General features: G+C 64.3%; 26 protein-coding genes. 8 read left to right on the forward strand and 18 right to left on the reverse strand.

Annotated elements, in window-relative coordinates; all coding sequences use genetic code 11:
• Positions 1–4 precede the first annotated feature (4 nt).
• The 7 genes from JWP83_RS14860 to JWP83_RS14890 all read left to right on the forward strand — a co-directional run bounded on the left by JWP83_RS14860 (position 5) and on the right by JWP83_RS14890 (position 7,175).
• Positions 5–856 (forward strand): mycofactocin-coupled SDR family oxidoreductase, encoded by an 852-nt coding sequence (locus tag JWP83_RS14860; RefSeq protein ID WP_297731158.1) that lies wholly within the window; start codon positions 5–7, stop codon positions 854–856.
• Between the two features lie 9 nt (positions 857–865).
• The gene (locus JWP83_RS14865) at positions 866–2,161 is read left to right on the forward strand and encodes a MaoC family dehydratase N-terminal domain-containing protein (protein ID WP_297731160.1); all 1,296 of its coding nucleotides are present in this window, start codon (positions 866–868) and stop codon (positions 2,159–2,161) included.
• Between the two features lie 9 nt (positions 2,162–2,170).
• Positions 2,171–3,313 carry an acyl-CoA dehydrogenase family protein gene (locus tag JWP83_RS14870; protein ID WP_297731162.1) on the forward strand — a complete coding sequence of 381 codons (1,143 nt, stop codon included), beginning with the start codon at positions 2,171–2,173 and terminating at the stop codon, positions 3,311–3,313.
• Positions 3,314–3,323: 10 nt separating this feature from the next.
• The gene (locus tag JWP83_RS14875; protein ID WP_297731164.1) at positions 3,324–4,079 is read left to right on the forward strand and encodes an enoyl-CoA hydratase; all 756 of its coding nucleotides are present in this window, start codon (positions 3,324–3,326) and stop codon (positions 4,077–4,079) included.
• A gap of 46 nt (positions 4,080–4,125) precedes the next feature.
• Positions 4,126–4,923, forward strand: coding sequence for an alpha/beta hydrolase (locus JWP83_RS14880; protein WP_297731212.1), 798 nt, complete (start codon positions 4,126–4,128; stop codon positions 4,921–4,923).
• Between the two features lie 15 nt (positions 4,924–4,938).
• On the forward strand, positions 4,939–5,751 hold the full coding sequence (locus tag JWP83_RS14885) for an SDR family NAD(P)-dependent oxidoreductase (protein ID WP_297731166.1): 813 nt from the start codon (positions 4,939–4,941) through the stop codon (positions 5,749–5,751).
• 194 nt (positions 5,752–5,945) lie between these two features.
• Positions 5,946–7,175, forward strand: a complete 1,230-nt coding sequence (locus tag JWP83_RS14890; RefSeq protein ID WP_297731168.1) for a CoA transferase — start codon at positions 5,946–5,948, stop codon at positions 7,173–7,175.
• 45 nt (positions 7,176–7,220) lie between these two features.
• Here the strand turns inward: JWP83_RS14890 and JWP83_RS14895 are convergent, their stop codons facing one another.
• A complete protein-coding gene (locus JWP83_RS14895; RefSeq protein ID WP_297731170.1) occupies positions 7,221–8,294 on the reverse strand; it encodes a spirocyclase AveC family protein in 1,074 nt (357 codons plus the stop codon).
• Positions 8,291–9,580 (reverse strand): amidohydrolase family protein, encoded by a 1,290-nt coding sequence (locus JWP83_RS14900; RefSeq protein WP_297731173.1) that lies wholly within the window; start codon positions 9,578–9,580, stop codon positions 8,291–8,293. The genes JWP83_RS14895 and JWP83_RS14900 overlap by 4 nt, the downstream gene beginning before the upstream one ends.
• A gap of 157 nt (positions 9,581–9,737) precedes the next feature.
• Between JWP83_RS14900 and JWP83_RS14905 the strand changes: the two genes are divergently transcribed.
• Positions 9,738–10,943: a cytochrome P450 gene (locus JWP83_RS14905; protein ID WP_297731176.1), complete on the forward strand. Its 1,206-nt coding sequence runs from the start codon at positions 9,738–9,740 to the stop codon at positions 10,941–10,943.
• Positions 10,944–10,986: 43 nt separating this feature from the next.
• Here JWP83_RS14905 and JWP83_RS14910 read toward each other — a convergent pair whose 3' ends face one another.
• The 16 genes from JWP83_RS14910 to JWP83_RS14985 all read right to left on the reverse strand — a co-directional run bounded on the left by JWP83_RS14910 (position 10,987) and on the right by JWP83_RS14985 (position 26,883).
• The gene (locus JWP83_RS14910; protein WP_297731178.1) at positions 10,987–11,823 is read right to left on the reverse strand and encodes a mycofactocin-coupled SDR family oxidoreductase; all 837 of its coding nucleotides are present in this window, start codon (positions 11,821–11,823) and stop codon (positions 10,987–10,989) included.
• Positions 11,824–11,842: 19 nt separating this feature from the next.
• Positions 11,843–12,961, reverse strand: coding sequence for an ABC transporter substrate-binding protein (locus JWP83_RS14915; protein WP_297731181.1), 1,119 nt, complete (start codon positions 12,959–12,961; stop codon positions 11,843–11,845).
• Positions 12,958–14,043, reverse strand: a complete 1,086-nt coding sequence (locus tag JWP83_RS14920; protein WP_297731183.1) for a hypothetical protein — start codon at positions 14,041–14,043, stop codon at positions 12,958–12,960. Before JWP83_RS14920 ends, JWP83_RS14915 begins: the two co-directional genes overlap by 4 nt.
• Entirely contained in the window at positions 14,040–15,146 is a 1,107-nt protein-coding gene (locus tag JWP83_RS14925) for a dihydrodipicolinate reductase (protein ID WP_297731185.1), read from the reverse strand. Before JWP83_RS14925 ends, JWP83_RS14920 begins: the two co-directional genes overlap by 4 nt.
• 67 nt (positions 15,147–15,213) lie before the next feature.
• A complete protein-coding gene (locus tag JWP83_RS14930; protein WP_297731187.1) occupies positions 15,214–16,401 on the reverse strand; it encodes an LLM class flavin-dependent oxidoreductase in 1,188 nt (395 codons plus the stop codon).
• Positions 16,401–17,345, reverse strand: coding sequence for a spirocyclase AveC family protein (locus JWP83_RS14935; protein WP_297731189.1), 945 nt, complete (start codon positions 17,343–17,345; stop codon positions 16,401–16,403). Before JWP83_RS14935 ends, JWP83_RS14930 begins: the two co-directional genes overlap by 1 nt.
• 113 nt (positions 17,346–17,458) lie before the next feature.
• The gene (locus tag JWP83_RS14940) at positions 17,459–18,106 is read right to left on the reverse strand and encodes a TetR/AcrR family transcriptional regulator (RefSeq protein ID WP_297731191.1); all 648 of its coding nucleotides are present in this window, start codon (positions 18,104–18,106) and stop codon (positions 17,459–17,461) included.
• A gap of 35 nt (positions 18,107–18,141) precedes the next feature.
• Positions 18,142–18,990: a thioesterase family protein gene (locus JWP83_RS14945; RefSeq protein ID WP_297731193.1), complete on the reverse strand. Its 849-nt coding sequence runs from the start codon at positions 18,988–18,990 to the stop codon at positions 18,142–18,144.
• A gap of 7 nt (positions 18,991–18,997) precedes the next feature.
• Complete coding sequence (locus JWP83_RS14950; RefSeq protein WP_297731195.1) at positions 18,998–19,750, reverse strand: alpha/beta hydrolase; 753 nt, start codon at positions 19,748–19,750, stop codon at positions 18,998–19,000.
• A complete protein-coding gene (locus JWP83_RS14955) occupies positions 19,747–20,679 on the reverse strand; it encodes an LLM class F420-dependent oxidoreductase (RefSeq protein ID WP_297731198.1) in 933 nt (310 codons plus the stop codon). The genes JWP83_RS14950 and JWP83_RS14955 overlap by 4 nt, the downstream gene beginning before the upstream one ends.
• 11 nt (positions 20,680–20,690) lie before the next feature.
• Positions 20,691–21,854 (reverse strand): acyl-CoA dehydrogenase family protein, encoded by a 1,164-nt coding sequence (locus JWP83_RS14960; RefSeq protein ID WP_297731200.1) that lies wholly within the window; start codon positions 21,852–21,854, stop codon positions 20,691–20,693.
• Complete coding sequence (locus JWP83_RS14965) at positions 21,854–22,438, reverse strand: flavin reductase family protein (RefSeq protein ID WP_297731202.1); 585 nt, start codon at positions 22,436–22,438, stop codon at positions 21,854–21,856. Before JWP83_RS14965 ends, JWP83_RS14960 begins: the two co-directional genes overlap by 1 nt.
• A gap of 29 nt (positions 22,439–22,467) precedes the next feature.
• Positions 22,468–23,958, reverse strand: a complete 1,491-nt coding sequence (locus tag JWP83_RS14970) for an aldehyde dehydrogenase (protein ID WP_297731204.1) — start codon at positions 23,956–23,958, stop codon at positions 22,468–22,470.
• Between the two features lie 6 nt (positions 23,959–23,964).
• Positions 23,965–24,747 (reverse strand): enoyl-CoA hydratase/isomerase family protein, encoded by a 783-nt coding sequence (locus JWP83_RS14975; RefSeq protein WP_297731206.1) that lies wholly within the window; start codon positions 24,745–24,747, stop codon positions 23,965–23,967.
• Positions 24,744–26,351 (reverse strand): class I adenylate-forming enzyme family protein, encoded by a 1,608-nt coding sequence (locus tag JWP83_RS14980; RefSeq protein WP_297731208.1) that lies wholly within the window; start codon positions 26,349–26,351, stop codon positions 24,744–24,746. The genes JWP83_RS14975 and JWP83_RS14980 overlap by 4 nt, the downstream gene beginning before the upstream one ends.
• 16 nt (positions 26,352–26,367) lie before the next feature.
• Positions 26,368–26,883, reverse strand: a complete 516-nt coding sequence (locus tag JWP83_RS14985) for an aromatic-ring-hydroxylating dioxygenase subunit beta (protein ID WP_297731214.1) — start codon at positions 26,881–26,883, stop codon at positions 26,368–26,370.
• Positions 26,884–26,917 lie beyond the last annotated feature (34 nt).

The raw sequence follows: 26,917 nt of genomic DNA on the forward strand, positions 1-26,917 counted from the left end.
GACCATGGGTCGAGTTGAGGACAAAGTCGTTCTGATTACCGGAGGCGCCCGCGGTCAGGGCCGCAGCCACGCCGTCAAGCTGGCCGAGGAGGGTGCTGACATCATCCTCTTCGACATCTGTCACGACATCGAGACCAACGAGTACGCGCTGGCGACATCGCGTGATCTCGAAGAAGCCTGTCTGGAGGTGGAGAAGACCGGCCGAAAGGCCTACACCGCCGAGGTCGACGTCCGCGACCGGGCGGCGATAAGCCGCGAACTTGCCAACGCGGTCGCCGAATTCGGCAAACTCGACGTGGTCGTCGCCAATGCGGGCATCTGTCCGCTGGGAGCTCATCTGCCGGTTCAGGCCTTCGCCGATGCCTTCGATGTCGACTTCATCGGCGTCGTCAACACCGTCCACGCCGCGCTGCCGTACCTGACGTCCGGCGCATCGATCATCACCACGGGGTCGGTCGGCGGGCTGATCGCCGCATTGCAACCCCCGGGTGCGGGCGGACCGCAGGGCCCCGGCGGAGCGGGTTACAACTACGCCAAACAGCTGGTCGACTCCTATACGCTCCGGCTCGCGGCGCAGCTGGCACCACACTCGATCCGTGCCAACGTCATTCATCCGACAAACGTGAACACCCCGATGCTCAACAGTGAGCCGATGTACCGACAATTCCGACCGGACCTCGAGGCGCCGAGCCGGGACGACGCCCTGCTGGCGTTCCCCGCCATGCAAGCAATGCCCATCCCCTACGTCGAGGCTTCGGACATCTCGAACGCGGTCTGTTTCCTGGCCTCGGACGAGTCCCGGTATGTGACGGGCCTGCCGTTCAAGGTCGACGCCGGCGCCATGCTGAAATTCTAGGAGAACCGAATGACTACCACCGAGAAGCAAAGTGCCGACGCGGCCGCCGAAGAGGGCCGCATCACCGACGAGGACATCGAACGTGCCAAGGCGCAGATCGGCATTCCCGTTCACCAGCGTGACGAAGCGTGGCACAAACTGCCGTCGGCTGACGCCATCACGCACTTCGCGTTCGGCTGCGGTGACGACAATCCGCTGTTCCACGATCCGGCGTACGGACCGTCGACGCGCTGGCACGCACAGATCGCTTCGCCGACCTTCCCGATCACGACGGGTCTGGATCAGACCCCGAAGTTCACCGATCCGGAGCGAAAGAAGCTGTTCCGCGGGCTGTTTCGCGGGACCGGCAAGTACTACTCGGGGGTGAGGTGGACGTGGTATCGCCCGGTCTATGCCGGTAGGCCGGTGTTGGCGGAGAACTACACCCTCGACGTGCAGGTCAAGGAGAGCGAATTCTCCGGCGGGCGTTCGGTGAAGGAAACCTACCGCTACCTCTACGTCGACATCGACGGCAACCCGATCGCGACCCGCGACGAGTCCTACATCAACGCCGAGCGCCACGGCTCGAAGAAGTCCGGGAAGCTCAAGGACATTGCGCGCAAGCACTGGAGCCCTGAAGAGTTCGCCCAGGTCGAGGAGGAGTACGAGGCGGAACGACGACGAGGCGCTGATCCGCAATGGTGGGAGGACATCTCGGTCGGCGACGAGCTTCCGGGAATCATCAAGGGCCCGTTGACCGTCGTCGACATCATCTCCATGCACATGGGGTGGGGCTGGGGTGGCTACGGTGTGGGGCCGCTGAAGTTCGCCCACCAGTTGCGCCAGCGGATGCCCGCCTTCTTTCAGCCGGATGACTATGGCGTCCCCGACGTCGTGCAACGACTGCACTGGGACGCTGGACGCGCTCAGGCCCTTGGCATTCCGGCTCCGTACGACTACGGCCAGATGCGCGCCGCGTGGGTGAGCCACCTGCTGACCAACTGGATCGGTGACGACGGCTGGCTGGCCGAGATGGACCTGCAGCTGCGCGGCTTCAACTACCACGGAGACGTGCACCGGTGCAGTGGCACGGTCACCGCGAAGGGTGACGGGGCCAATGACCCGGTGTCACTGGACGTCTTCGCCACCAGCCAGCGGGACGAGACCACCACGCGCGGCACCGCCAAGGTATTGCTACCGTCCAAGACGACCGGCGCCGTGGTGCTGCCGATCCCGGATGCCGATCTCAGAAGGCGCGGTGCGCAGGTCGTTTCTCGGGTTTCTGGCAAGGTCGGTGAAGAGATGCGACGACTGTATGGAGAGTGAGACCACCACATGAAGAGACTGGTTCTGGAGCCGGAGCACGAGGCGTTCCGGGAGACGGTCCGGCAGTTCATCGATCGTGAACTGGTGCCCAACGCCGAGCAGTGGGAGAGCGACCGCATCGTCGACCGCTCGGCGTTCGTCGCTGCAGGCAAGTACGGCCTGATCGGGTTCAACATGCCTGAGCAGTATGGCGGTGGCGGCGTCGATGACTTCCGGTTCAACGCCGTGATCGACGAGGAGATCGCCCGCTACGGGGGGCCGGCACCGTCGCTGAGCCTGCAGAACGACGTTGTGGGTCCGTACTTCTCGTCGTTGGCCAACGACGAACAGAAGGAGCGCTGGCTGCCGGGCATCATCAGCGGCGAGCTGATCGTCGCCGTCGCGATGACCGAGCCCGGCGCGGGCAGCGACCTGGCCGGCATCCGCACCTCGGCCATTCGTGATGGCGACGACTGGATCATCAACGGCTCCAAGACGTTCATCTCGTCGGGTATCAACGGCGACCTGGTGGTGGTGGTCTGTCGTACCGACCCCGAGGCCGGCCACAAGGGCTTCACGTTGCTGGTGGTCGAGGCGGGCATGAAGGGCTTCACTCGCGGCCGCAAGCTCGAAAAGATGGGGTTGCACTACCAGGACACCGCCGAACTCAACTTCGACAACGTCCGGGTGCCGTCGGCCAACCTGCTCGGGAAGGAGGGTCGCGGCTTCTATCACCTCATGGCCAACCTCCCGTCGGAGCGGTTGTCCATCGCCATCTCGGCCATCGCCGGCGCACGCGAGACCTGGCGGCAGACATTGCAATATGCCAAGGACCGCAAGGCCTTCGGCCAGTCCATCGGCAGCTTCCAGCACAACCGATTCCTGTTGGCCGAGATGGACACCGAACTCGACATCGGCGAGCAGTACATCGACCGTTGCCTGCAGGCGGTCGTGGACGGGGAACTCACTGCGGTCGAGGCGTCGAAAGCCAAGTGGTGGTGCACCGAGACCGCCAAGAAGGTGATTGATGGCTGCGTGCAGTTGCACGGTGGCTACGGCTATATGACGGAATACCGGGTCACGCGCGACTACATGGACAACCGCATCATGACGATCTTCGGGGGAACCACCGAGATCATGAAGGACATCATCGGCCGCGACCTTGGCTTGTGAACCCGTTGTCGTGAACGGCATCTCGGTCGAACACGATGGTGCGGTGCTGCGGATCCGGCTGGACCGGCCGGAGAGGCTTAACGCCGTCGACACGCCCATGCTCGACGAGCTGTCGTCGCGGCTGAGCGATGCTGCGGCAGATGACCCGGTCCGTGCCGTGTTGCTCACAGGCGCCGGGCGGGCGTTCTGTTCCGGCGGTGACCTGACCGGCGGTGACACCGAGGGAGCGGCTCATGCCGCCAACCGGGTGGTGCGGGCGATCACCTCGCTACCCAAACCGGTGATCGGCGGTGTGCACGGTGCGGCCGTCGGCTTCGGGTGTGCGCTGGCGCTGGCCTGCGATCTGGTGGTGGCAGCACCATCGGCGTACTTTCAGTTGGCTTTCACGCGGGTCGGGCTGATGCCGGATGGCGGTGCGTCCGCTCTGCTGCCCGAGTTGATTGGGCGAGCGCGCACTGCACGCTTGGCGATGGCGGCTGAAAGAGTCTCCGCGACAACGGCGTTCGAGTGGGGCATGATCTCGTATCTCACTGGTGAGGGCGATTATCAGTCCGTGCTGGCCGACGTGCTGCGGGCGGTCTCCGGCGGTCCGACATTGGCGTTCGGCTGGACCAAGCGCGCACTGGCCGCAGCGACCCTGACCGACCTCGAGTCGGTGCAGGCGATCGAAGCCGACGGGCAGTTGGCGTTGATCGAGACCGCTGACTTCAGGGAAGGCGCGCGCGCCTTCCGCGAGCGGCGCACCCCGGATTTTCGTGGTCACTGAACAGAGGAGAGCCGACGTGACAACCCAGAAGGTACGAGTAGACGGCCTGGACATCGAGTACACCGACACCGGAACGGGTTCGACCATCCTGTTCGTGCACGGCGTCTACGTGACCGGCGCCCTGTGGAACGACGTCGTGGCCGAACTAGGGGAGGGCTTCCGCTGCATCGCCCCGACTTGGCCGCTGGGCGCCCACAGCACACCCACCGACGGTGCCGACCTCGGCGCCGAGGCGGCCGCCCGCCGCATCGTGCACTTCATGGAAGCCCTCGATCTGACCGACGTCACCGTGGTGGCCAACGATACCGGTGGCGGTCTGGTGCTGGCGTCGCTGGGTGATCCAGCACTGGACACGTCTCGGATCGCCCGTCTGGTACTCACCAATTGCGATAGCTACGAACACTTTCCACCCGGTTCGTTCGCTCAGATCGTGAAGCTGTGCCGACTTAGCTCTACATTAGGTGGAGGAATCGTGCGCCTGTTGGCCACCGGACCGGGGCAGGCCTTCTTCCTCAAGGCCGTATCCAAGCACCCCCCGACCCAGGAGCGGCAGCGAGAGATCTTCGGAGCCTTCGCCACCAGCGGAGCGGCCCGCCACGACGCCGTCAAGGTGACCGCCTCACTGGACCCGGCTCTCACGTTGCGTGCTGCACCGGCGATCGAGGCGTTCGACAGACCCGTCACCTTGACGTGGGGCACCGAGGATCAGCTGTTCCCCATCGATCACGCCCGCCGACTACGCGACGCGTTCCCGCATGCCACGTTGATCGAGATCCCACATAGCTCGACCTTCGTCATGCTCGATGCACCAAAGGAACTCGCCGAAGCGATCCGGAACAGCTGACAAGGAGAATCGCTCATGGACCTGGGTTTGGCCGGCGCGGCCGTGTGCGTTCAAGGTGGAAGCAAGGGCATGGGGCGCGCTGCCGCCGAGTGTTTCGCCGCCGACGGCGCACGAGTGGCGGTCATGGCGCGTGGACGTGAGGCGCTCGACGACACGGTGGCGCGACTAGCCGAACTCGGCTCTCCCGACGCGGTCGGGCTCGTGGTGGACGCCGGTGATGCCACTAGCATTGCCAACGGTTTCGCGGAACTAAGCGATCGATGGGGCGAGCTCAACTCACTGGTCTGCGCCGTCGGGCCCCAGGTCTCACAGCTGCCCTGGGACGAGGTGACCGACGATCAGTTTCTCGATGCTTTCGTCATCGGCGCGTTGAGTGCCGTACGGTCGGCGCGCGCCGCCCTCCCGTTGCTTCGGGCCGCAAAGTGGGCTCGGATCGTCAACCTGGCGGCGATGTCGGCGCGCAGCCAGGGTTTCGGGTTGATCGAATACACCGCCGCCAAGGCGGCATTGACCAGCATCACCAAAAACCTTTCACTGGAACTTGCGGCCGAGGGAATCCTCGCCAACACCGTCTCACCCGGCACCTACATCTCGGACCAGATGGTGCAACACATCGCCACGCTCCCCGCCGACGCCGGGGTGAGCGCAGACGACCCGACGTCAGTAATGCGGTATATCTCGGAATTCTTCGGCGTGCGTGCAGACCTCGGCCGCGCAGGGATCCCGCCCGATATCGCGCCGGTGATCTGCCTCCTGGCGTCCGAACGCAACACGTACACAACCGGCGCCAACATCAACGTGGACGGTGGGTCCAGCTTCTTCGCTTGACCGGGCCTGCCACCAAATGTGACAGTGACGCGCAGTGGCGTTCTACCGAATGCGCTAGCGCCTTCAGGACAGCGCGGGTTCCTTGCGGGTGAGCTGTCTTGAACATTATGTGTTGATAGTAGACCTCGACATTGTTTACCTAGTAACCTATGTTGGCACTTAGTCGGCGCGGCCAGCAGGACAGAGGTGAGCGGATGCAGAAACCGATGACCGGTGTGCGCGTGCTCGAGGTTGCGCAGTTCACCTTCGTGCCTTCCGCGGGCGCGGTCCTCGCCGACTGGGGCGCCGACGTCATCAAGATCGAGAATCCGGTCACAGGAGATGCGCAAAGGGGACTCGTCACGGTCGCCGGTCGCTCCGCCACCACACCGGGAGTCTCGTTCTCGCCCACGATCGAAGCCCCCAACCGCGGCAAGCGCAGTGTCGGACTGTCCCTGGCGTTGAAAGAGACGCGGCCGGTGTTCGAGGAACTCGTCAGGCGCAGCGACGTCTTCCTGACCAACTTGCTGCCTCAGGCGCGGGCGAAATTACGGATCGACCTGGACGAGATACGTCGCATCAATCCAGAGATCGTCTACGTCGCGGGGAGTGGCTTCGGGAGCGAAGGGCCCGACCGCGAGACGGGCGCACACGACGCGACGGCGTTCTGGGCGCGCGCCGGCAACGCCGACGGGGTCACGCCGACGGAATCCGAGGTGCCGACGGGCATGCCGGCGGGCGCGTTCGGCGACAACATCGGCGGCATCACCATCGCGGGCGCGGTCGCCGCCGCCCTCTACGGCAGGCAAACGACTGGGCAGACGTCCGTCGTCGACGTGTCGCTGCTGGCGGTCGGGGCGTGGGCCAACCAGTCCAGCGTGAACCTGGCCATGCTCTACGGGTGTCCGTTGCCGAAGATCGACCAGCGGACGCAGGCGCCGGGTAACCCGCTGACCGGCGCCTACCGGTGCTCGGACGGCCGCTTCATTCAGCTTTCGATGCTTCAGCCCACTCGCTACTGGACTCCCGTCTGCCGACTCTTCGGACTCGAAGCAGCTGCCGTGGATGAGCGATTTGCATCGCTCGAGTCCTTGGCGGAACACGCCGATGAGGCCACCACGCTGCTCGCCGACGCGATCGCATCGCGAACCTTCGAGGACTGCACCCGGCTGCTGAGTCTGCTACGGGGCCAGTGGTCTCCGGTGCAGGACGCCTGGGAGGTCGCCCACGACGAATCGTTGATCGCCAACGGGCGCATCGCCGACCTTCGGGACGCTCAGGGGAATGAACAGCGGCTCGTGGCGAACCCGGTGAAGTTCGACGAGGCCGCCGCCCACCTGACCCGGGCGCCGATGTTCGCCGAGCACACCGACGAGGTTATGCGGGAACTCGGTATTGACGATCATGAGTTGATCGAATTGAAGCTCGAAGGCGCCATCACCTGAGCGTCGGTCGGATCAGCACTATCGACGGTGGTGGCACCGACCCCGTCACCGTTTGAGTTCCCAGCCCGCCCAGGTGCCGTTCATGAACGGGCCTCTCTCGCCGTTACGCTGGTAATACCCTTGCGGATCAAACACTTTGGTCTCGGGATAGCGCCAGTGTTGAGCGGTCGAGGTGGCGATGCCGGTGGCCCGAACGATGCCGAATGAGAGCCCGTAGCCGACATAGACGACGCTCATCACCGCCCACGCGATCACAAACGCGCCGACGTGAGGGCGGTTGGCGAACACCCTGGTGCGCCGCGCGACTGTCTCCGGCCAGGTGCGTCCGGTGTCGTCGACCCACATCAGCGGTGCGGCGACTGACAGCACGATGCCGAACAACACGGCCTCCCAGATCAGCGGGAACTGGTGCGGTGTCCCATTGAAGATCGAGCCCCACGGAATGACTTGGGTGTAGGTGTAGAAACCCATCTGGACGAAGGTCGCCTCCATGACGCCGTCCCACACGATGCAGATCGGTACCGACAAGGCGAGCACGGCGAGCTTGGGTCGGCGCACTAACCAGGACCCGAATCGAGCCTTGACGGCGATCCTGCGGTAGACGGCGAGCGTGAACCAGGCCGGGATGAGGAAGAAGTAGCCATAGCCGATGATGACTGCCCACGGCTCGACGGTCTGCGCGAGATTGATCCAGAACCAGTCGACGTTGAAGTGGAACATCCGAGGGTCGTAGGCGGCATACGGCGCCCAGTTCATGATGGGGTCTAGCCAGGTCAGACTGGTGGTGACGGCGATCATCAGCAGCGTGGGTGTGGGCTTACCGCGGCGGCGCGACTGGACGATCGCCGTTCCCCAGACCGCGAAGAACATGACCAACGAGCCGACCTCGAAAAGCAGATACCAGTTTGAGATGCCCAGGAATTCGGTGCGTGGGGGGACGAAAGATCCAGGGGCGCGGCCCACCCGCGTCCCGTCGACGCTACGACTCGAATTCAGTGCCGCGTAGCCGACAGCGACAACGCCGACAACGATGAGGCTCCACGACAGCGGGGACAGGTGCCCGAAACGGTTGGGGCTCCCCGGCTCCGGGCTCCGATCAAGCGTCTTGACCGACGTCATGAGGTGAACAAATCGCTCAGGGATTGTTGGACGTCATCGATCCCACCGTGCTCGCCCATGCCCGCATAGGCGGCCTCGGGGCCCTTGCCATCGTTGGGCCGCCACGGGTTGGCCTCGTCGGCGTTGTGGGCTTTGAATCCAGCCTCGGGGAAGTTGTACCAACGCCTGGTGTTGTGTTCGACCATCTGGGCGACCTCGTCGTCGGGCACGTCGGCGAAGACTTCTTCGGCGCGGGCGCGGCTCTTCGGCCAGAACGAGTCCGAGTGCGGGTAGTCGCACTCCCAGGTGATGTTGCCGACGCCGATGTCGTAGCGGTTCTTCACCCCGGCCTCGTCTTCGATGAAGCAGCCGGAGATGTTGCGCTTGAACAACTCCGAGGGCGCGATGGTCGGGTGAATGTTCTGGTAGTACTTGTGCTTGCGCCACACGTAGTCGGCCCGCTCGACGAGATACGGCATCCAGCCGACGCCGCCCTCGGAGAACGCCACCTTCAAGTTCGGGTGGCGGTGGAACACCGGGGAGAACAACAGTTCGGTGCACGCCGCCATCGACGTCGTCCCCATCAGCGTGATCATCACGGCGAACGGCGCTTCCGGCGCGATCTGCGGGGGGAAGCCACCCGAGCCGAAGTGCATCACCGCCGTCAAGTTGGTCTCTTCCATCGCCGAGAACACCGGATCCCAGTGGTCGGTGTGATAGCTCGGCAGACCAAGGTTGATCGGGTTGTCCGGCAATCCAATTGCCCGACAGCCCTTCGCGGCGACCCGTTCGATCTCGGCAACCATCAGCGCCGGATCCCACAGCGGGACCATCGCCATCGGGATGAAGCGTGCGGGATCGGTCGCGCACCACTCGTCGAGCGAAAAGTCGTTCCACGCTTGCACACTCAGACGCGCAAGCTCCTTATCCTCGCCTTCGAGAAAGATGGTGCCGCAGAACCGCGGGAACGACGGGAAGCACAGCATGGCCTCGACGCCATCGATGTCCATGTCGACGATGCGGGCCTTCGGGTCATAACACCCCGGGATCATGTCGTCGTAGCGGACGGGTTCCAGGCCGTACTCCTCGGGCTTCTTGCCGGCGACAGCGTTGAGTCCGATGTACGGGTAGGGACGGTCTTCGTAGAGCCAGGACTGCATCGGCGGCAGATCGTCGCCACGTGGGATCTCGACAATTCGAGGGCCGCGCTCGACGTACTTCGACGGCAGTCGGCCGGTCCATACCTTGGGATGCTCGATCAGGTGATCGTCGACCGACAACAACTTCATGTACGGCTGCAAAGGCATAGCAAGGCTCTCCTTCGGTCACGCGATCGCTGCAGGGATGGTGACTGTATTCACAGTAAGAACCGGTCCCCGAGAAAGTCAAGTGATCACTTGACTACGCGCTGGGATCGCCCTTAGTGTGGCTTCAGTCACAGCCCCTAGCGCGAGAGGTTTAAGCGTGGAACTCGACCTGTCGAGCATGATGACCGATCCGGCTCTGGCGAATAATCCCTGGCCGGTCTATGCCGGTTTGCGCGATCACGCCCCGGCCATCGCGGCGCCGTTCAGTCGTTCGCGCAGCGGCACGGTCGTCGTGCTGTCGCGTTACGAGGACATCCGCAAGGCACTGAGCTCGCCGGAGTTGTTCGAGGCCAACGGCGCCAACGAGATGGGCCAGCAACGGCCGTGCATTCCGTTGGACGTCGACCCGCCTAACCACGCCAAATACCGCAAGCTACTCGATCCCTTGTTTTCACCGCGCGCAGTACGGGCAATGGCGGATGAGACCCGAGCCATCGCGAAGGAGATGCTGGCAAAGGTTGCCGCGCAGGGCCATACCGATTTCCACGCGGCCTTTACCGTCCCGTTTCCGTGCCGGGTCTTCCTCAACGTGGTGGGTTTTCCCACCGAGGACCTGGACAAGTTCCTGGTCTGGAAGGATGCCTTCGTGCACGGCGAGGACGTCGCGCAAAGTGACGACCTGACCGTGCTGCGGGAACTGTGGAAGAAGACCGCCTCCGAGGTGTACGCCTACTTCGACATCCTGCTCGACCGCCGAATCGCCGAGCCCGCAAACGATCTCGCGACGCGACTGGTTCAGGCCGAGATCGAAGGGGCACCGTTGACGCGCAACGAGATGCTCGACATCTTGTTCCTGCAGATGGCCGCTGGACTCGACACCGTGACGGCCACCCTGGATTGCGTGATCACGCGACTGGCCAAGGACGCCGAGCTGCAGGCCGCGGCGCGCAGCGAGTCCGACAAGATGAAACAGATCGTCGAGGAACTGTTGCGAATCGAGTCGCCGGTGTCGTTGGTCTTGCGCTACGCGACCGAGGACATGGTGATGCACGACGTCAACATCGCCAAGGGCGATATGGTGCTGTTGATGTTGGGCTCGGCGAACAACGACGACCGCGAATTCGACGATCCGCAGACGCTCGACGTCGACCGGAACAACACCCGGCACTTGGCCTTCGGCGGCGGTGTACACCGCTGCCTCGGATCGCACCTGGCACGTCAGGAACTGATGGTCGCGCTCGAGGAGATCTTTGCGACCCTCGGCCCATTCAGCATCCCCGAGGGCGAAGAGGTCAACTTCGTACCCGGAATCCGCACCGCACACAGCCTTCCGCTGCAGTGGAAGGCATCGGTCACCGCATAGCGCCGCATGTCGCGTCGTCAGCCGGTTGGCACGCTGGGGTCAGTCACTTGACGGTGAGACCCGCGTCCACCGAGTGCGTGATACCGGTGATGTAGCGGCCCGAGGTGCCGCACAGATAGACCATGGCTTCGGTGATGTCGCTGGGCTCGACGACCGGAACATTCGGCAACAGGTTCTGCATGGTCTCACCGAATTCGGGGTGATCCAACGCATATTGCATGAACTGTTCGTTGACGACCATCGGAGTCATCACCCCGGTCGGATGCACGGAGTTCACCCGGATGTTCTTCTCCGCGAGGCTGTTCGCGTAGTAGCGCATCAAGCCGACGACGCCGTGTTTAGCCGCGGCGTACCCGGCCGTACCGTGACTCATGGTGCTAAATCGGGCGCCGCCGGTCTTGAGCCCGGCCGATGAGCTGGTGATGACGATGGCCCCGCCCTCAGTGTTGTCCAACAACGCAGGCAGGGCGGCTTCGATGGTGAAGTACACGCCGTTCAGCATGACGTTCACGGCATCGATGTAGGCCGACATCTCATGCGACTGGTCACCAAGGATCGGCATGATGCCCGCATTGGCCAAGACGAAGTCCAACCGGCCGAACTCGGCCACTCCCTGTGCGACAACCGCTTTGAGCCTCTCGAAATCGCGAACATCAGCCTGCTCGGCGACGATTCGCCGACCGGTCTTCTCGACGAGGTTGACGGTCTCGTCGAGGTCCTCCCGGGTGGCCATCGGATAGGTCACGCTGTCGATCTGCTCGCAGAGGTCGACCGCGATGATGTCGGCTCCTTCCTCGGCAAACCGCACGGCATGCGAGCGGCCTTGGCCGCGTGCCGCACCGGTGATGAAGGCGACTTTTCCATCAAATCCATTGCCCATGTTCAGGTCTCGCTTTCTCTCAGCTTCGGAATCGTGCGACAAGTCGGGTGGCGCTCGCGTCTTCATTGATCTCGCGGAGCACCAGGTAGTTGACGCCGTGCCAGGCGCGTCTGTTGTACTGGCCCAACGAGATACGGGTGCCCGGACCGCCGGTGCACGCTGGCACGGCTTTGACCTTTTCGAGGCCCTTCATCACCCCGAACGGGGTCAGCGTCTGCGCGTGGCCGATGCCACGCGCCAGCGCGTCTGCGCCGTCGAACGCCAGGGTCGGGACGCAGTTCTCCTGGCGGTATCCGAAGCGGGCCTCGAAACGCTCCTGGAGCGCCTGGCCGGTCTTGTTCGCTTCGTCGTACTGATCGACGCCGATCCACCCCTGCAGGCCCTTCATCCACTCTGGGATCACATAGCAGTTGATGAACGCCGTGCACATGTACCGCGGGGGGTTGTAGTCGGCGGCGCGAAACGCCAAGTTCATCTCGATGCCAGGAAGTCCGAAGCCGAAGTACGCCACTGCATCTGGATTGCGCGCCTGCAGCCGTGCAACCGTCTTCGCCAGGTCGCGGTCGGCTTGACCAACGCCTTCGCTGTGGACGATCTCGAGGCCCTCACGCCGGCAGGCGTCGGTGAAGAACTCGGTGTACTCGAGTCCCGTCGCGGCACGCTCGTAGACGACGCCGACTGTCTTCAATCCACGGTCGGCGATGGCCTCGGCAATAAGGTAGCCCTCTTCGGGCAGACTGCCATTGCCGAATCCGAACATGTACTCGTCGTACTGCCGATCCGTTCCGCTCCACGTCAGGGTGGGTACCTTGCGTGAGGCATTGGCCATGTGTTCCTTCACGGCGAGGGAATTGTCGCTGATCAGTGGCCCGATGATGCCGACGCAGCCGGCGTCGGCGAGATCCTGCCAGGCAAGCACCACGTCGTGGGCATCGCCGCGCGGCAGCCCTTCGACGTCTTTGATGATCAACCGCACCGGGCGGTCGATAGTGCCGCTCGCGGTGGCCTCATCGAATGCCAGCCGAGTCGCGTCAAGGAACGTCTGTTTGACGTCTTCGATCGGAAAGTCAAGACAGATACCGACTTTCACCGAAGGAGCGCCTTCTGGAATACCGCCGTTGATGTCGCGGCCGGTCACAACGAATCTCCTTGCTTGTTGGTTCGTACACCCTGCGGGGTGACCACGAGGTCCAGTGCACTATGGACGGTCGGCGTGGCGTTGCAGACTGCTTTGATCGCATTGAGCGCCCGGGTCGCCGTTGCATCGCCGCCAGGAAGCTCCCCGCCGTCCAACTCGAGCTGCACCGAGACGCTAGGGGTGCCGTCGATGTCGACATGGGTGAAACGGCGTCCCTTCGATCCCGTGGGTCGCACGGGTGACCAGGCGTCGCCCGGCTCGTCGGGCATGGTGTAGACCCACGACATTCGCAGCCGCGGCTCACCGTCCACGATGCCGTCGAACCGTAACCGCACCGCCGCGACCGTGCCTTGCGGAATGGCGCCCGCCTCGAACTCGTAGTCCCTGTTGGCCGGCGTAAGGTCCTGATACGCGTTGATGGACTCCAATTCCCAGCTGTAGCCGTCGGCCAGCATCTGCAGAGCGCCCTCGAAGTGCATGGTCCAGACGTCAGCGGGCAGGTCGGTGGTCGGGCCCTGCGGCACGGTGCCAAAACCGAGTGCCATGAACGACAACGGGTCTGAATAGGTGCCCTGTAGCACGCGTTCAGCTACCCGAACGGTGCGCGGAGCATCGCACAGCGAGCCGAGGTACACCGGCAGCGCATCTGTAGTGAACCCTGGCGCGATTCCAGTCCCCATGAAGGCAGATTGCCCAGCAGCGCAAGCCGTCTCGAGCTTTGCAAGCATGTCCGGGGGCAGCGACTTCGGATAAACCAACCGAATGAACGTGGTGGTGACGACGCTTTTGCCGGATTCGAGCAGCCGGCACATCTCGTCGATGACATCGTCGACTTCACGGCCGAATTCGGTCGCCATATAGGTCACGCAGTCGGCGTCGAGGGTGCAGAACTCGTCAAAGCTGCCGATGGCGCGCACCCCGACCGGGTCGACGCCGACGATCTCCCCGGAGTCCTTCCCGATTTTCTCTGGGCTGTGCACGAGGTGGCCGACCAACTCGACATCGGGCCGTTGCAGCAGTTGACGCAGGACCAGTGTGCCGGTGTGGCCGGTGCCGTAGTGGGCGACCCGGTAGCGACTCATGCCGGGTTCCCGCTGGTTGCGCGAGCGCCGACGGCCTGTCTCGTTACGACGTCCCGGCTTGCGATCGGTCCGTGGATACCGGGCTCGGCCGCGACGAGATGCGGAATCGCGTTCACCGCAGCCATTCCCGTGAGTGCGATCGCGGAGTTGAGGTTCTTCTCCCCGTCCTGGGCATCGAAGCACAGCTGCATGCGCATGTTGGGGCGACCGGCCACTCGATACACCACCGCGCTGGCCGCCTCGGCAACCGGACGCGGCCAGGAGTCCGGCCACGGCGTACTGGACACCGTCGCGAAATACTGCACCGAGACCACTGCTTTACCGTCGACCTTGCCGGCGAGTTGCCACCGGTGGGCGCAGATCGTCCCGGCAGCAAGCACGCCGACATTTGTGTTCAGATCCGTGGGGGCCTTGAGCGTCTCCCAATCGAGATCGATGTCGTCCAGCTCGTAGCCCAGGATCTCGGCGATGTAGCGCACCACGGTCTCCCAATCGTGGTTCACCTTGCCCGAGGCGATGCGCGCGGGCACATGGCCGTCCGGCTTGCCGAAGCCCATGGATTCGTGCAGCACCTCCCAGATCGGGTAGGTCTCGTCGAGGCCCAGTGCATACTCATCCATCCGGTAGCTGTCGACCTGACCGGCGCCTGCCAGCAGCGCGGTCGGAATGTTCAGGCTGGCGACGCCGGGTTCGCTGCCGGTGGCGTAGAAGCTGGATTGCCCTTCCCGACAAGCGCTTTCGATGGTGTCCCGCCAACTCTGCGGTGCCGCGGGGGAGTAGATCATCGGGATGGTGGAGATGGTGATGACGTTAATCCCCGCCCGAAGTAGTCGCGCCATGTCCTCGATGGCGTGCTCTTCGCGACGGACGGCGGTGCCGCAGTAGCAGAAGCAGTCCGGTTTAGCGGCGATGATCGCGTCGACGTCGTCGGTGGCGAGCAGCCCGATGTCGGGGAGTCCGCTCAACGATCCAGCGTCGACGCCGACCTTCGCCGGTGTCGTCACCAGCACGGCGATGAGGTCGAGAGCCGGGTCGTTGATGATGCCGCGCAACGCTTCCCGGCCCGTCAAACCTGTTCCGCCATGGGCTACCCGATAGGTCACCTGGTCTCTTTCGCCTCGTCGATCAGTCGTCATTCGGTCACCGGTGGGCGTGTGCCCGGTCCGTCGGCTAGGTGGACAATCCTTCGGTGACGAGGGTCGTGACGCCCGGGCCCGTGACGGACTCGATCCCCTTTACCTTGGACAGCAGCTTGACAATGGCCTCGCCCGCCGACGCCATGTACTTCACACCGCACAACTCGGCGTAGTTGACCAATGACAGCTCATCGATCACACCGAGATCCAGGTAGGGTTGAAGACGCTCCAGCACCTGTGTTGAGGTCCCGACGAACTGCACTTTGTCGATCGCCTCACGCGGGGTTCTCGCGCATACGTCGAGGGCCTCCTCGCGAGAGATCCACGGCGGGATGCAATCTCGGGAGAACATCCAGTTCTCACCGTAGGGATGGGTGAGACCCCACCGCGTGTAGGTGGCGCTGGTCGGCGTCGCCAGCATGGTGTTCCACAGGACGAACGGATGTTCCCGTAACTCGGCGAGATTCGCTTCGTACTCGTCGAGCACAGTGATCATCGTGACCGAAATCTTAATGCTCCCAGGGTCCCGGCCAGCGCGCTCGGCGTGCTCGCGAACCGTGGCAACGTCCTCGGCGAACCGTTCGGGGCTGTCCTCGCTGGCGCCGGGAATGTAGGTGAACCAACCGTCGGCGTACTTGCCGATCAACTCGAGTACCTCAGGTCCGCCGCCTGCCACGTAGACCGGCGGAGGGGTGTCGCCATGCGGATGAACCGCGACGATTGCGTCTTTATGCTTCCATGCGATTCCTTCATCGTTGACGGGAGCGGTTGTGCGAAGGAACTTCTGCACCATACGAAGCGAATCCGACAGCTTTTCGTTTGCGCCCTTCCGCGCGATCCCGTAGGGCTTCATCTGCTTGTTCTCGCCATTAGCCAAGAGCAGGCGAACCCGGCCCTTGGTGGCGTGGTCCAGTGTCAGCAAGCTCTGGGCGATGACCGACGGCGGACGTCGGACTGCGTCGATCACCCCGTAGTGGAACTTGATGGTGCTGGTCTGCGTGGCTGCCGCCGCGATGATTGGCCCGGTGTCCATGAACGCATCGAAGGTGGGCAGCAGTGTGGCGACATCGGTGATGTCGGGTGTCCATAGTGAACTGGGATGAGTGAAGCAGAGTTGGTCACCGTAAATGATGAAGTCCATGCCTGCCGCCTCGGCCCCGGCAGCCGCGCCGGTTGCGAGTTCAAAGGGCGGGAAATGGATCCCGTAGACGCCGATCTCCATTACGTCGCCAAGGATGGCGCGCGGTCGGTCAGTGAGCCCGCGGACGCCAACGAGGGAGCGATCAGGAAGCGATCAGTGCGCTTTGCCCACCACGACGTGAGCGCAACGCAACCAATCAGTAAGCCCCACATGATGATTGCGCCAAGGGCACCGTTGGACTGTGGGGCGCCGGATTCCGGCTGCATGGCGATCTTGCCCGGGTAGGGGACCAGGACTCCGGTTTGGGTCAACATTCCGGCGTACTTGGTGATGGCGTGCGGCAGGTAGGTGGCGGCGTACACCACGTTGCACAGCACGATGTAGGCGATGGCCTGCAGGCCCAGGCGGACGCCCGGTGATGGCGTCTTCGACTTCGCCCAGACGTCTACGACCGAGTCGCCGCCTGGTGTGGTGTTTCCGACGACGACGGCGGCGAAGACGATGAACGCGGCCATTGCCAATGGGATGTAGGCCGGGAGCAGGCCCATGCCATTGCTGATCGCGAGACCGGGTACCACGCGGGAGAACGTCCAGAGATGCAGGTACTGCGCTTGAAGGCCTTCGATCGACAGGTCCCAGATGATCCCAACGGCCAGTCCGCAAGACACAAAGGTGCTCACTCGATTGGTGCCGAACCGCTTGATGATCAGTTTGGCGATTCCTACCGCGATGAGCGCAGGCAGCAGGAAGTACATGATGTAGCCCGGTGGCGCGATGACCGGCAGTTGTCCCTGGGTCATGCCGATCGGCCCGATTGCCGGGAGCCGGTGGAAGTCGGGGTGAAACTGCGCGTACATGGCGTTGTCGAACGGCGCCTCGATCCACGACATCGCGAAGATTCCGAGTACGAACCACAGGCCGGGGAGGATGCGTCCGCGCTTGTAGCTCAGGTATGTAAACGTGCCGAGCATGGAGAAGAACACCAGCCAGCACAGTGTCTCGAATACGACGACGCCCCAGTACATGACCGCTCCTCTTCGATGAGTCCCCAAGCGATTCGAAGCGTATGACGCCGCTCAGAGCAATGTCAAGCAGCCACTTAACTATCTCGCGGGTGCGAAGGGATAGCCCCTTGGCTCTAGGTTTTCGGCGGTACCCGCTGAAGCCCGTAGACGACAAAATTGGTCAATTCGTCGACGATCACGGCCTTGCTTGGCGGTTGCTCGCCTTCGCCGTAGGACTCTGGTAGCAGCACGACATTGGTGATCGCCGAGATGATGCCCATTCGCAGCACCAGGCCCGGAGTCGTCGACGTCAGCTCACGACGGCTGAGGAACTCGCCCATCTCCGGGCCCATTCCCTGCAGGACTTCCGCGAATTGCCGGCCGATGATGGCGGTGTCGAAATCGGGCGGACGCTCGACGAGGACGTTGAGGATCGCACGAGCCAGGCCACGATGGCTGTCGATCAGGTCCACCACCTCAGCAACGAAACGGTGGACGACCTCCTGGTGCGGCTGAGCCCGCAAGGTGTCGTTGCGGCGCCAATCGTCGGCGAAACGTTGAAGTGTGGCGAACAACGGATTAACCACCGACGCGAGCATCAACTCCGACTTCGAGTTGAAGTATCGAAAGATCAGATTCTCTGACACGCCGGCGTTTTGGGCGATGTCCTTTGTCGTGGTGCCCCGGTAGCCCCGTTCGGCGAAGAGTTGCTGCGCAGAATCGAGCAGATGCTGCTGCGCCGTCCCGCGCTTGACACGAACCTTCGCCGCGGGTTGCTGCATCCGGACAGCATATTCGGTTGATCGCCAACCGCCGATCAGCCCGACACTATCGACGGTGGTGGCGTGAATCCCGGGTTCGCCAACGCCGTTGCCATACCGCTGCCGATAGGTCCCTTTTCGTCGAACAGCGTCGCCACGCCGGTGGCGACCCCTGCATGGCTGTAGTGCGTCACCGACGCCAATCCGATGTAGACGCCTTCCGGCAAGCGACTGAGCGTGATCGTGTAGTCGGCGTTGATGAACTGCAATCCCTCAGTGCTCCAATGGGTTAACGAACTTGTGACGTCCCCGGCCATGACGGCGCGAGTAAAGGGCGACAGTGGCTCGTCGTCGACGAGCAGCTTGGTCTCCCGCAGCCAGACGAACTTCTGCCCATGGTGGCGCCACTCGGTGACGCCGACACCCGGACTGCCCGCGACTGGGTCGCGGCCGAACGAGTGCAACACCATCGGCACATCATCAGCCAACACATCGGGCTCCGCCGGTACTGCGGGCATGGTGACCGGCGACGTCCACACCGCATCCACGGCATGCTCGCTACGGCGAAGGAACAACGCACTGGCCCGAGCCACCGTCACGTCGTTCTGAGTCATGACCGCGTCGACCACTCGAAGTCGCCGGCCGTCGCGCACAACCGAAGAGTGCATCTGCACGGGTTGCAGCGCCACTGGCCTCAGCAGATCCACCGTCAGCCGGGCGGGCTGTAGATCGACGTCGTCGACTTCCTGCTCGACCGCGCGCGCCAGCAACCCGCCGATGTAGTTACCGCTGATCGACGGACCCCACGGCCCTCTCGTAAAACGGGTTGGTACGTAACCTTTCCCGTCGGTGACGAAGAAGCACGTCGGCACGGGGCGGGCCGATTTCGCCGAGGAGTCTTCCACCTGATCTCTACCCCCGTAACCGACATCGCTCGAGCAGGATCTGTGCCAGGCGTTTAGGGTGGCTGAACATTACCTCGTGGCAGGCATCAACCGGGATCACGGTGTCCACCCCGCCGAGCGCGGCGATGCTCGCGTGTTGTGACGCCACCGATAGGGCCCGGTCGCGGGTCGTCAGTATCCAGGTGCGCGGAACGTCGTCGGGAAATCCGCTACGGTCCACGGGTTCTGCTGGTATCCGCGCGGACTCAGCGTGCAACTTCGACATCGTCAGTCGGCGCTGCGCGGGGGTCATGCCGTTGCAGAATGCCCACCGCGCCGCCGGCGCCGGAATCTTCATGGGTCTGCCGATCCGGGCCGCGCGCCGAGCGAAGACCGCCAGCGGGCCACCGAGCGTGTCCGCGATGGCCGAACCCTGAGGCGGAACGAATGCCGTTGCGAGAATCATCTCCCGCACGCGCGATGAACCGAGCTTGGCGACGACGCCGGGGACCGTCACACCGGCCATCGAGTGGCCCACGATCACGATGTCACCGAGACCCGCTTCCTCGATGTCGGCGACGACGGAATCCACCCATTCGGCGATCGTGACGGTCGCGAGGTCGCCTGGCTTGTCGCCGTGCCCGGGAAGATCCACCGCGAGCGCGCCCAATTCGGGCTCCTGACGCCGTAGTTCGGCGACGACGAGATCCCAGCAGTCGCCGGCGTGCTCGCCGCCGTGGACGAGCACGAGGTCGGGCAGCGACTTGGCCGAGCCGTTCATCGGTCGATCAACTGGGAGCTCAGCATGTCGATGTCGGCACGGAAGTCGGAGAAGCTCCTGCTGGCCGGCTCGATAGTGATCCACGTGACACCCGCCTCGGCGTAGGTGTCCAGCCGCGGGCGCACCGCGGCACAAAATTCCTCGCAGTCGCCACTGGCGAGCAGGTCTGCTTCGAACGGGACGAAGGCGACGTCGGCAGCGCCGCGGCCCGCCTCCGCCCGCTGCTTGTTCACCTTCGCGATCCACTCGCCAAGTGTGTCGATGTCCTCGAGCGGCCGGGCGCGGGTGATCGCGGCCATCTCGCCCGACGCGGCCATCGGCATCCAGCCGTCGGCGACCTCGATGACCCGGCGCTGCGCGGCCGCGCCGTTGCCACCGATCCAGATCGGCGGACCGCCCGTCGTCAGCGGCGGCGGCAGCGCGACATGACCGCTGACCCCGAACTCCGGCCCGTCGTGGTCGACCCCCGCCCAGGTGGCCTTCCACGCGGCGATCGCCTCGTCGAGCAGCGCACCGCGCCGCTCGAAATCAGCGCCCAACGCTTGGAATTCGGCCCTGAGGTAGCCGGCTCCCGTGCCCAATGTGAACCGACCGCCGGAGAGCACATCGAAACTCGCAGCGGCCTTCGCCGTCAGGTACGGGTTGCGGTAACCCGATACCAGGATGTAGGTCATCAACCGGATGCGGGTGGTGGCGGCCGCGGCGAAGCTCAGCGACACAAACGGGTCGAAGGCGTGGTGGCCGCCGCGGGCCAACCACTCCCGGTCGGGATACGGGTGTTCGGACATCGAGAAGGCATCGAAGCCGGCCTCCTCTACCAGTCGTGCGATGTCGCCCATGCCTGCGCCCTCACACCACCGGTTCCAGTGCTTGACGGCCCGCATCGGGAACATCAGGTTGTAGCGCACTTCGGTCCCTTTCGGCTCCATTGTCGCCGCGACTATCTCACCAGCGATCGCGCGATGACTTCGCGCTGGACCTCGGTGGCGCCTTCGCCGAGTCGCTTGACTCGCAGGTCGCGAAACCATCGCTCCAGCGGCAGTTCGGTGGAGATTCCCAGCGCGCCGTGAACTTGGATGCACCGGTCCAGAACTCGGTAGGCGGCTTCGGTTCCGAACATCTTGGCCACCGACGCATCCACCCGAACGTCGCGTCCAAGGTCGGCGTTCCAGGCGGCTTGGTACATCAACAGCCGCGCGGCCCGCAGGTCCACCTCACTGTCCACCAGCATCCACTGGATGCCCTGCTTGTCAGCGAGCTTGCCGCCGAACACATCCCGCTCCCTTGCCCATTGGCACGTCATGCCGAGTGCGCTCTGCGCGATCCCGATCGGTCCGGCGGCGTACACGATGCGGCCATGCACCAGGAACTCGCTGGCCAGCGAAAAGCCCTGTCCCTCGGCACCGATCAGTTGGCCCGCGGGTATCCGCACATTGTCGAAGTGCAACTCATACGGCGCAAAAGACGCCATCACGGGGATACGGCTGAACGTGACTCCGGGGGTGTTCTTCTCAAGAATGAAGGCCGAGATGCCCTCGCGCCCCTCGCCGGTCCGGGCATAGATCACGCCCCAGTCGGCATCAGGGGCGTGCGAGATCCACATCTTCGAACCGGTGAGCAGGTAGCCGTCGCCGTCGCGCACCGCCTTGAGTTTGATCGCCCGCGCCGGATCCGATCCACCGGAAGCCTCGGTGATCGCGGTGTAGGCCTTGGACATGGTGCCGTCGATGATGGGCTTGGCGTATCTGTCGAACTGCTCCGCAGACGCCTTGAACATGATGTTAGGTGGGTTGCCGCCGAAGGCGCCGAGCGCCGGAAAGAACGCTCCCATACGGCATTTCGCGGCTTCCTCGGCAACCACCACCTGACCGAGCACGCTTAGCCCGGAACCGCCGCACGCCGCAGGCGTCTGCAGCGCCCATAGCCCGAGCGCTCTGGCTTTGGCTTGCAACTCGACGAGCTGCTCGCGGGGTAACCCGACCGTATCGTGGTCCAGCTTCTCCTCGATGGGATGCACGTGGGCATCCATGAACCGCCGCACGGTGTCGCGCAGCATCACCAGCTCTTCCGGCAGCTCCCATGCGCCGGAATGTTCCTCAGGCATCAGACTCTCGCGGCCGCCCGCAGGTCCCGTGCACTCTGCAGCTGCGGCTCGTGATTCGCCTCGTACTGCTCGATCCACTCGTGTGGCAATTTGCCCCACGCCTCACCGATCCGCAGCCGTTGCGCGGAGCTGAACACCTCCGCGGCCACGACGTCACCGACGAAGATCGTGTTCTCGTCATTGTCCAGCGACCCGGTGATTCGGCACTCCACGTAGCTGTGTGCGTCGAGCAGAATCGGCGCGCCCGTGACCCCCGCCTTGGTGTGCAGCTTCGAAATCTTGTCGCCGTCGCGGCCCGAACTGCCGCCGAGTGTCATCAGGATCTCCATCGATTTGTCGATCTCGTCCGGGCCGGCCGACAGCATGTGCATCACGAAGATGCCGGAGTTCACCAGCATGTCGTGCGTCTTGTTGTACTTGGTCAGGCTGACGGTCGCGCGCGGCAGTTCCGGCACGATGCTGGCCGAGCCCGCCGACAGCGACATCAGCCCGTTAGCGACTCCGCCGTCAATCGTGGTAACTGCCACCGGAAATGGTCGGAGTCCGGCCAGCACCGTGTCGGCGGCCGTGAGGTCTAGCGTCATGTGTATTCCCCTTGTCGATTGGATGGAGATCAGCCGAGCGTGAACGGGTCGCGAGTCTCCCCGGACAGTTCCACCCACACCGCTTTCGTCTCGGTGAAGTCCTTGATGGCGTCGATGCCGTTCTCCCGCCCGATGCCGCTGTAGCCGATGCCGCCGAACGGAACATGCGGCGCGACGACGCGATACGCATTGATCCACACCGTGCCCGCGCGCAGCTTGGCCGCCACCCGGTGCGCCCGATGAACGTCCTTGGTCCACACCGCCGCGGCCAATCCGAACTCGGTGCTATTGGCCGCCGCGACGGCCTCGTCCTCGTCGGCGAAGGTCATCACCGCCAGCACCGGTCCGAAGATCTCCTCGGCGACGGCCCGCATCGAGGGTTCGACACCGGTCAGCACCGTCGGCTTGACGAAGAAGCCGCCGAGCTCGGTGGCCGGCTCGCCGCCGTAGGCGATCGTCGCACCCTCCTCGCGGGCAGAAGCGAAGTGCGACAACACCTTCTGGTACTGCGGCTGATTGGACACCGGACCCATCTCGGTCGCCGGGTCCTTCGGGTCACCCAGCTTGATGGTCGCCGCCCGCGCAACGATCTTGTCCACCAGCGCGCCGGCGACGCTGTGGTCCACGAGAAGGCGCGAGCCCGCCAGACACGTCTGGCCGGTGGCGGCGAACACGCCGGCGATCACGCCGTTGGCCGCGGCGTCGAGGTCGGCATCGGCGAACACCAGCTGCGCCGATTTGCCGCCGAGTTCGAGTGAGAACCGGGTCATGTTGTCGATCGCGGCCTTGCCGACCTGAATACCGGTGGCCGTCGAGCCGGTGAACGCGATCTTGTCGACACCCGGGTGCGACGCGAGTGCGGCACCGGTCTCCGGGCCCCAGCCGGTGACGACGTTGATGACGCCCGGCGGAAAACCCGCCTCGGCGAACAGCTTTGCGAACGCCAGTGTCGAGGTCGGGGTGTGATCGCTGGGCTTGACGACGAAGGTGCATCCCGCGGCCAGCCCGGCGGCCAACTTCCAAGTCAACAGCAGCAGCGGTGAGTTCCAGGGTGTGATCGCGCCGACGACGCCGACCGGTTCATGGCGGGTGTAGACGAAGTAGTTGGGCTTGTCCACCGGTATGACGTCGCCCTGCAGCTTGTCTGCCAGCCCGCTGTAGTAGAAGTAGTAGTCCGGCAGCGACCGCATCTGGCCGACCATTTCGCGAACCAGCTTGCCGCCGTCACGCACCTCGAGTTCGGCCAGCTGCGCGGCCTCGCGCGCGATGATCTCGCCGAGCCGCCGCAGCAGCTTGCCACGGGCGGTCGCAGTGAGCGCACCCCACGGTCCATTCAGCGCAGCACGGGCGGCGGCTACGGCGCGATCCACATCGGCAGCCGCGCCGTCGGGCACGCGTGCCCAGGGCCTGCCAGTGAAGGGGTCAACACTGTCGTATGTCAATCCCGATGCGGCGGGGGATGGTTCGCCTCCGATCAAGAGGTCGAACTGGACCAACGTCTCGGTCGCGGTGTCAGTCATGCGTCCTCATCGAGTTCGCGGTTTCTTCTTGTTGTTCAACGAGTCCGGGCTGGCTCCGGCATTGCCGAGGTCGGTAAAGAACTTGCCGTGTCGGGCCGCGACACTGGGGGTCAGATCGCGGGCCTCCCACATCGCGCGAACGGTGCCTTGAACACCATTGGGTCTGCGCGTGGTGATTTCGGAGGCCAGTTCCAAGGCACGGACGCGTAGTTGGTCGTCCGGGACCACCTCAGTCACGAGCCCAATTCGCAGAGCGGTCTGCGCTGACATCCGCTCCTCGCTGCCGAGCAACGCCCACCGCATCACGTCGCCGTAGGGCACTCCGAGGGCCAGCATGCCCATCGGCTCCAGTGCCGAGACGATGCCCGCATTGGCATGTGGGTCAAAGAATGTGGCCGTCTCACTGCAGATCGAGAAGTCGCACTCGTTGACGAAGTACATGGCGCCGCCGGCCACGATGCCATGCAGTGCCGCGATCACCGGCTTCCACACCTTGTGCGCCTTCGGCCCCAGTAATTCGCCCGGATCCTCCTGGTTGAAGATCGGTTGGTGCTTCCACCAGGTGCCCTCGGTCACGTCAATGCCCGTGCAGAACGCCCGTTCGCCGTTGGCGCACAACACCGCGACCCGGATGTCCTCGTCGTCACGTACTCGGGCCCAGACTGTAGCGAGTTCGGCGGCCATCTGTTCGGTAAAGCTGTTCAGCTTGTCGGGCCGGTTGAGCGCCACGGTGGCGACGTGGTCGGTCACCTGGAATTCAATAGTGGCCAGGTCGGTCTGCTCGATCACCGTTGCTCCTCGGTCGATCCGGTAGATACCGACATCTTCGCACCCGACTCGCCGACATGGTTCACCTGGTTAGCGATCTCGCGTTTGAGGATCTTGCCCGCGGGGCCCAATGGGAACTCGCGCCAGAACACAAACCGGCGCGGCTGCTTGTAACCGGCCAATTCCGCGCGGCACAACGCGGCTAGTTCTGCCGCCAGTGCGTCCTGGTCGGAGACGTGGGATTTGGGAATCACAGCGGCGACCGGCGTCTCGCCCCACTCGGGATCGGCCACCCCAACCACCGCCACCATGTCCACGTCTCGGTGCTGGGCGAGTACCCGCTCAATCTCCGCTGGGTAGACATTGAACCCGCCGGAGATAATGAGATCGGTTTTGCGGCCAGTGATATGGAGGTAGCCCTCCTGGTCAAGGTAGCCCAAGTCACCGGAGCGCAGCCCGTCAGGACGGAACGTCTCGGCGGTCTGTTCGGGCCAGTTCCAGTAGCCAATCGCGTTGGCAGGGCTGGTGATCACGATTTCGCCGACGTCGCCGGGCGGGGCGTCTTCGCCGTCGACGTCGACGACGCGGATCACGCACATCGGGGTTTCCTGCCCGCACGACGTAGCGATCGAGGTTCTGCCGGCGACGATGTCGCGATGATCCTCCGGCGTGAGAATCGTTGCCTGTCCGCCGCATTCGGTGAGTCCATAGCGCTGCTGCAGGTCGCAGCCGAGCAGGTCCATCGCCTTACGAGCCAGGCCCGGCGGGACGGGGGCTGAACCGTAGGAGATGCGCCGCAGGCTCGACATGTCCCGCGGTGGGCCGTCTTCGAGGATCGCCAGCGTACGGTGCAGCATCGTCGGGATTAACGTCGTGAACGTGATGGCACTGCGTTCGATCTCGTCGATCACGGCCTGCGGGTCGAATCTCTGATGGATCACCATGGTCTGACCTAGATAAAGCCACGACACCGTGCGGACCATGCCGCCCGCGGTGAAGAACGGGGTGGTGGCAAGCATGACGTCCGAGCGGTTGGCCTCGGTCACAAGGTTCGTGTCGGCCGCCTGGTAGAGCAGACCGCGGTGGGTGTGCATCACGCCCTTGGCTCGACCGGTGGTGCCGCTGGTGTACAGGATGAACGCCACGTCGTCCGGCGTGACGTCGCGACGCCCGGCGCCGGGCTGCGCTTGCGCCAGCGCCGTCTCGTAGTCGGTGACCAACTCGCTCGTGCCGAGCGCTGAGCGCGCACCCACGCCCAATATCAGTCCCAGCTCGGTCAATTCGCCCAGGAACCTGTCCATGTGGTCTGCGTGGATGATCACCGCTCGTGCGCCGGAGTCGTCGCGCACGTGGGCGACCTCGTCGGGAGCAAGCCGGATGTTCACCGGTACCGTGATCAGCCCGGCCTTGGCCAGGCCGAACGAGAGCTCCGGCCATTCGAGGCAATTGCGGGCGATCACCATCACCCGGTCGCCCGGTACCAGCCCCCGGCCGATCAGGAATACGGCAAGCCTGCGGGCCCGCTCGTCGACCTGCGACCAGGTAAGCGCCCGGTCGGCGTCGACCAGCGCACGCTTGTCGGGGTAGCGGCGGGCGTTGTTGGTTGCGATGTCACCGATGAGCATCAGATCAGGCGGCCCTTCAAATCAGGAAAGCAAGTGTCTCGACCGGGCCGCTTGCGTCGATCAGGTGCACGATCTTGCGGATCAGCCGCGGGCCTTCCGGCGATAACCGAATCGTGTGGAGAACCCGCCCGGCCCAGAAGCGTTGACGCAGACGGTATTCGAACAACGCGAAGTTGGATTCGACCGTGACGGTGTCGGTGCCGGTGCCCACCACCTCGCTGTTGGAGACCACGCGCCGCATCACCGACGGTGGGGTCTGGGAGTGCCGGTTGCCGGTGTTGAGCTGGGCCACCCGGCTCTTGATCCGTCGCCGGTTGTCGTTGATGTAGGCCAGCGTGGTTCGCGGGTCGTCGTCGGGGTGCATCGGGACGCGGTACTCGACCGTGTCGTCGTCATCGGCCCACAGCGCCTCCCACTCCGAGTAGCGGCCCTCGTCGGCCAGACGGGCCTCCAGATACAGAAACGACAGGATCTCGGGGTCTGGCAGCGGACGCAGAGCGGGGCGTGCCTGGGTTTCGGAATTGACGGTCATGCCCCCGCCGTTCCGCCGACGACCGAGGCCCAGT

The sequence above is a fragment of the Mycobacterium sp. genome (assembly GCF_025965855.1).
Taxonomy (GTDB): Bacteria; Actinomycetota; Actinomycetes; order Mycobacteriales; family Mycobacteriaceae; genus Mycobacterium.

Bases quoted from the DNA above. Each gene is read 5' to 3' on its own strand.
- JWP83_RS14860 (WP_297731158.1), top strand. From the start codon at position 5: ATGGGTCGAGTTGAGGACAAAGTCGTTCTGATTACCGGAGGCGCCCGC.
- JWP83_RS14865 (WP_297731160.1), top strand. From the start codon at position 866: ATGACTACCACCGAGAAGCAAAGTGCCGACGCGGCCGCCGAAGAGGGC.
- JWP83_RS14870 (WP_297731162.1), top strand. From the start codon at position 2,171: ATGAAGAGACTGGTTCTGGAGCCGGAGCACGAGGCGTTCCGGGAGACG.
- JWP83_RS14885 (WP_297731166.1), top strand. From the start codon at position 4,939: ATGGACCTGGGTTTGGCCGGCGCGGCCGTGTGCGTTCAAGGTGGAAGC.
- JWP83_RS14890 (WP_297731168.1), top strand. From the start codon at position 5,946: ATGCAGAAACCGATGACCGGTGTGCGCGTGCTCGAGGTTGCGCAGTTC.
- JWP83_RS14895 (WP_297731170.1), bottom strand. From the start codon at position 8,294: ATGACGTCGGTCAAGACGCTTGATCGGAGCCCGGAGCCGGGGAGCCCC.
- JWP83_RS14900 (WP_297731173.1), bottom strand. From the start codon at position 9,580: ATGCCTTTGCAGCCGTACATGAAGTTGTTGTCGGTCGACGATCACCTG.
- JWP83_RS14910 (WP_297731178.1), bottom strand. From the start codon at position 11,823: ATGGGCAATGGATTTGATGGAAAAGTCGCCTTCATCACCGGTGCGGCA.
- JWP83_RS14920 (WP_297731183.1), bottom strand. From the start codon at position 14,043: ATGAGTCGCTACCGGGTCGCCCACTACGGCACCGGCCACACCGGCACA.
- JWP83_RS14930 (WP_297731187.1), bottom strand. From the start codon at position 16,401: ATGGAGATCGGCGTCTACGGGATCCATTTCCCGCCCTTTGAACTCGCA.
- JWP83_RS14935 (WP_297731189.1), bottom strand. From the start codon at position 17,345: ATGTACTGGGGCGTCGTCGTATTCGAGACACTGTGCTGGCTGGTGTTC.
- JWP83_RS14940 (WP_297731191.1), bottom strand. From the start codon at position 18,106: ATGCAGCAACCCGCGGCGAAGGTTCGTGTCAAGCGCGGGACGGCGCAG.
- JWP83_RS14950 (WP_297731195.1), bottom strand. From the start codon at position 19,750: ATGAACGGCTCGGCCAAGTCGCTGCCCGACCTCGTGCTCGTCCACGGC.
- JWP83_RS14955 (WP_297731198.1), bottom strand. From the start codon at position 20,679: ATGGAGCCGAAAGGGACCGAAGTGCGCTACAACCTGATGTTCCCGATG.
- JWP83_RS14960 (WP_297731200.1), bottom strand. From the start codon at position 21,854: ATGCCTGAGGAACATTCCGGCGCATGGGAGCTGCCGGAAGAGCTGGTG.
- JWP83_RS14965 (WP_297731202.1), bottom strand. From the start codon at position 22,438: ATGACGCTAGACCTCACGGCCGCCGACACGGTGCTGGCCGGACTCCGA.
- JWP83_RS14970 (WP_297731204.1), bottom strand. From the start codon at position 23,958: ATGACTGACACCGCGACCGAGACGTTGGTCCAGTTCGACCTCTTGATC.
- JWP83_RS14980 (WP_297731208.1), bottom strand. From the start codon at position 26,351: ATGCTCATCGGTGACATCGCAACCAACAACGCCCGCCGCTACCCCGAC.
- JWP83_RS14985 (WP_297731214.1), bottom strand. From the start codon at position 26,883: ATGACCGTCAATTCCGAAACCCAGGCACGCCCCGCTCTGCGTCCGCTG.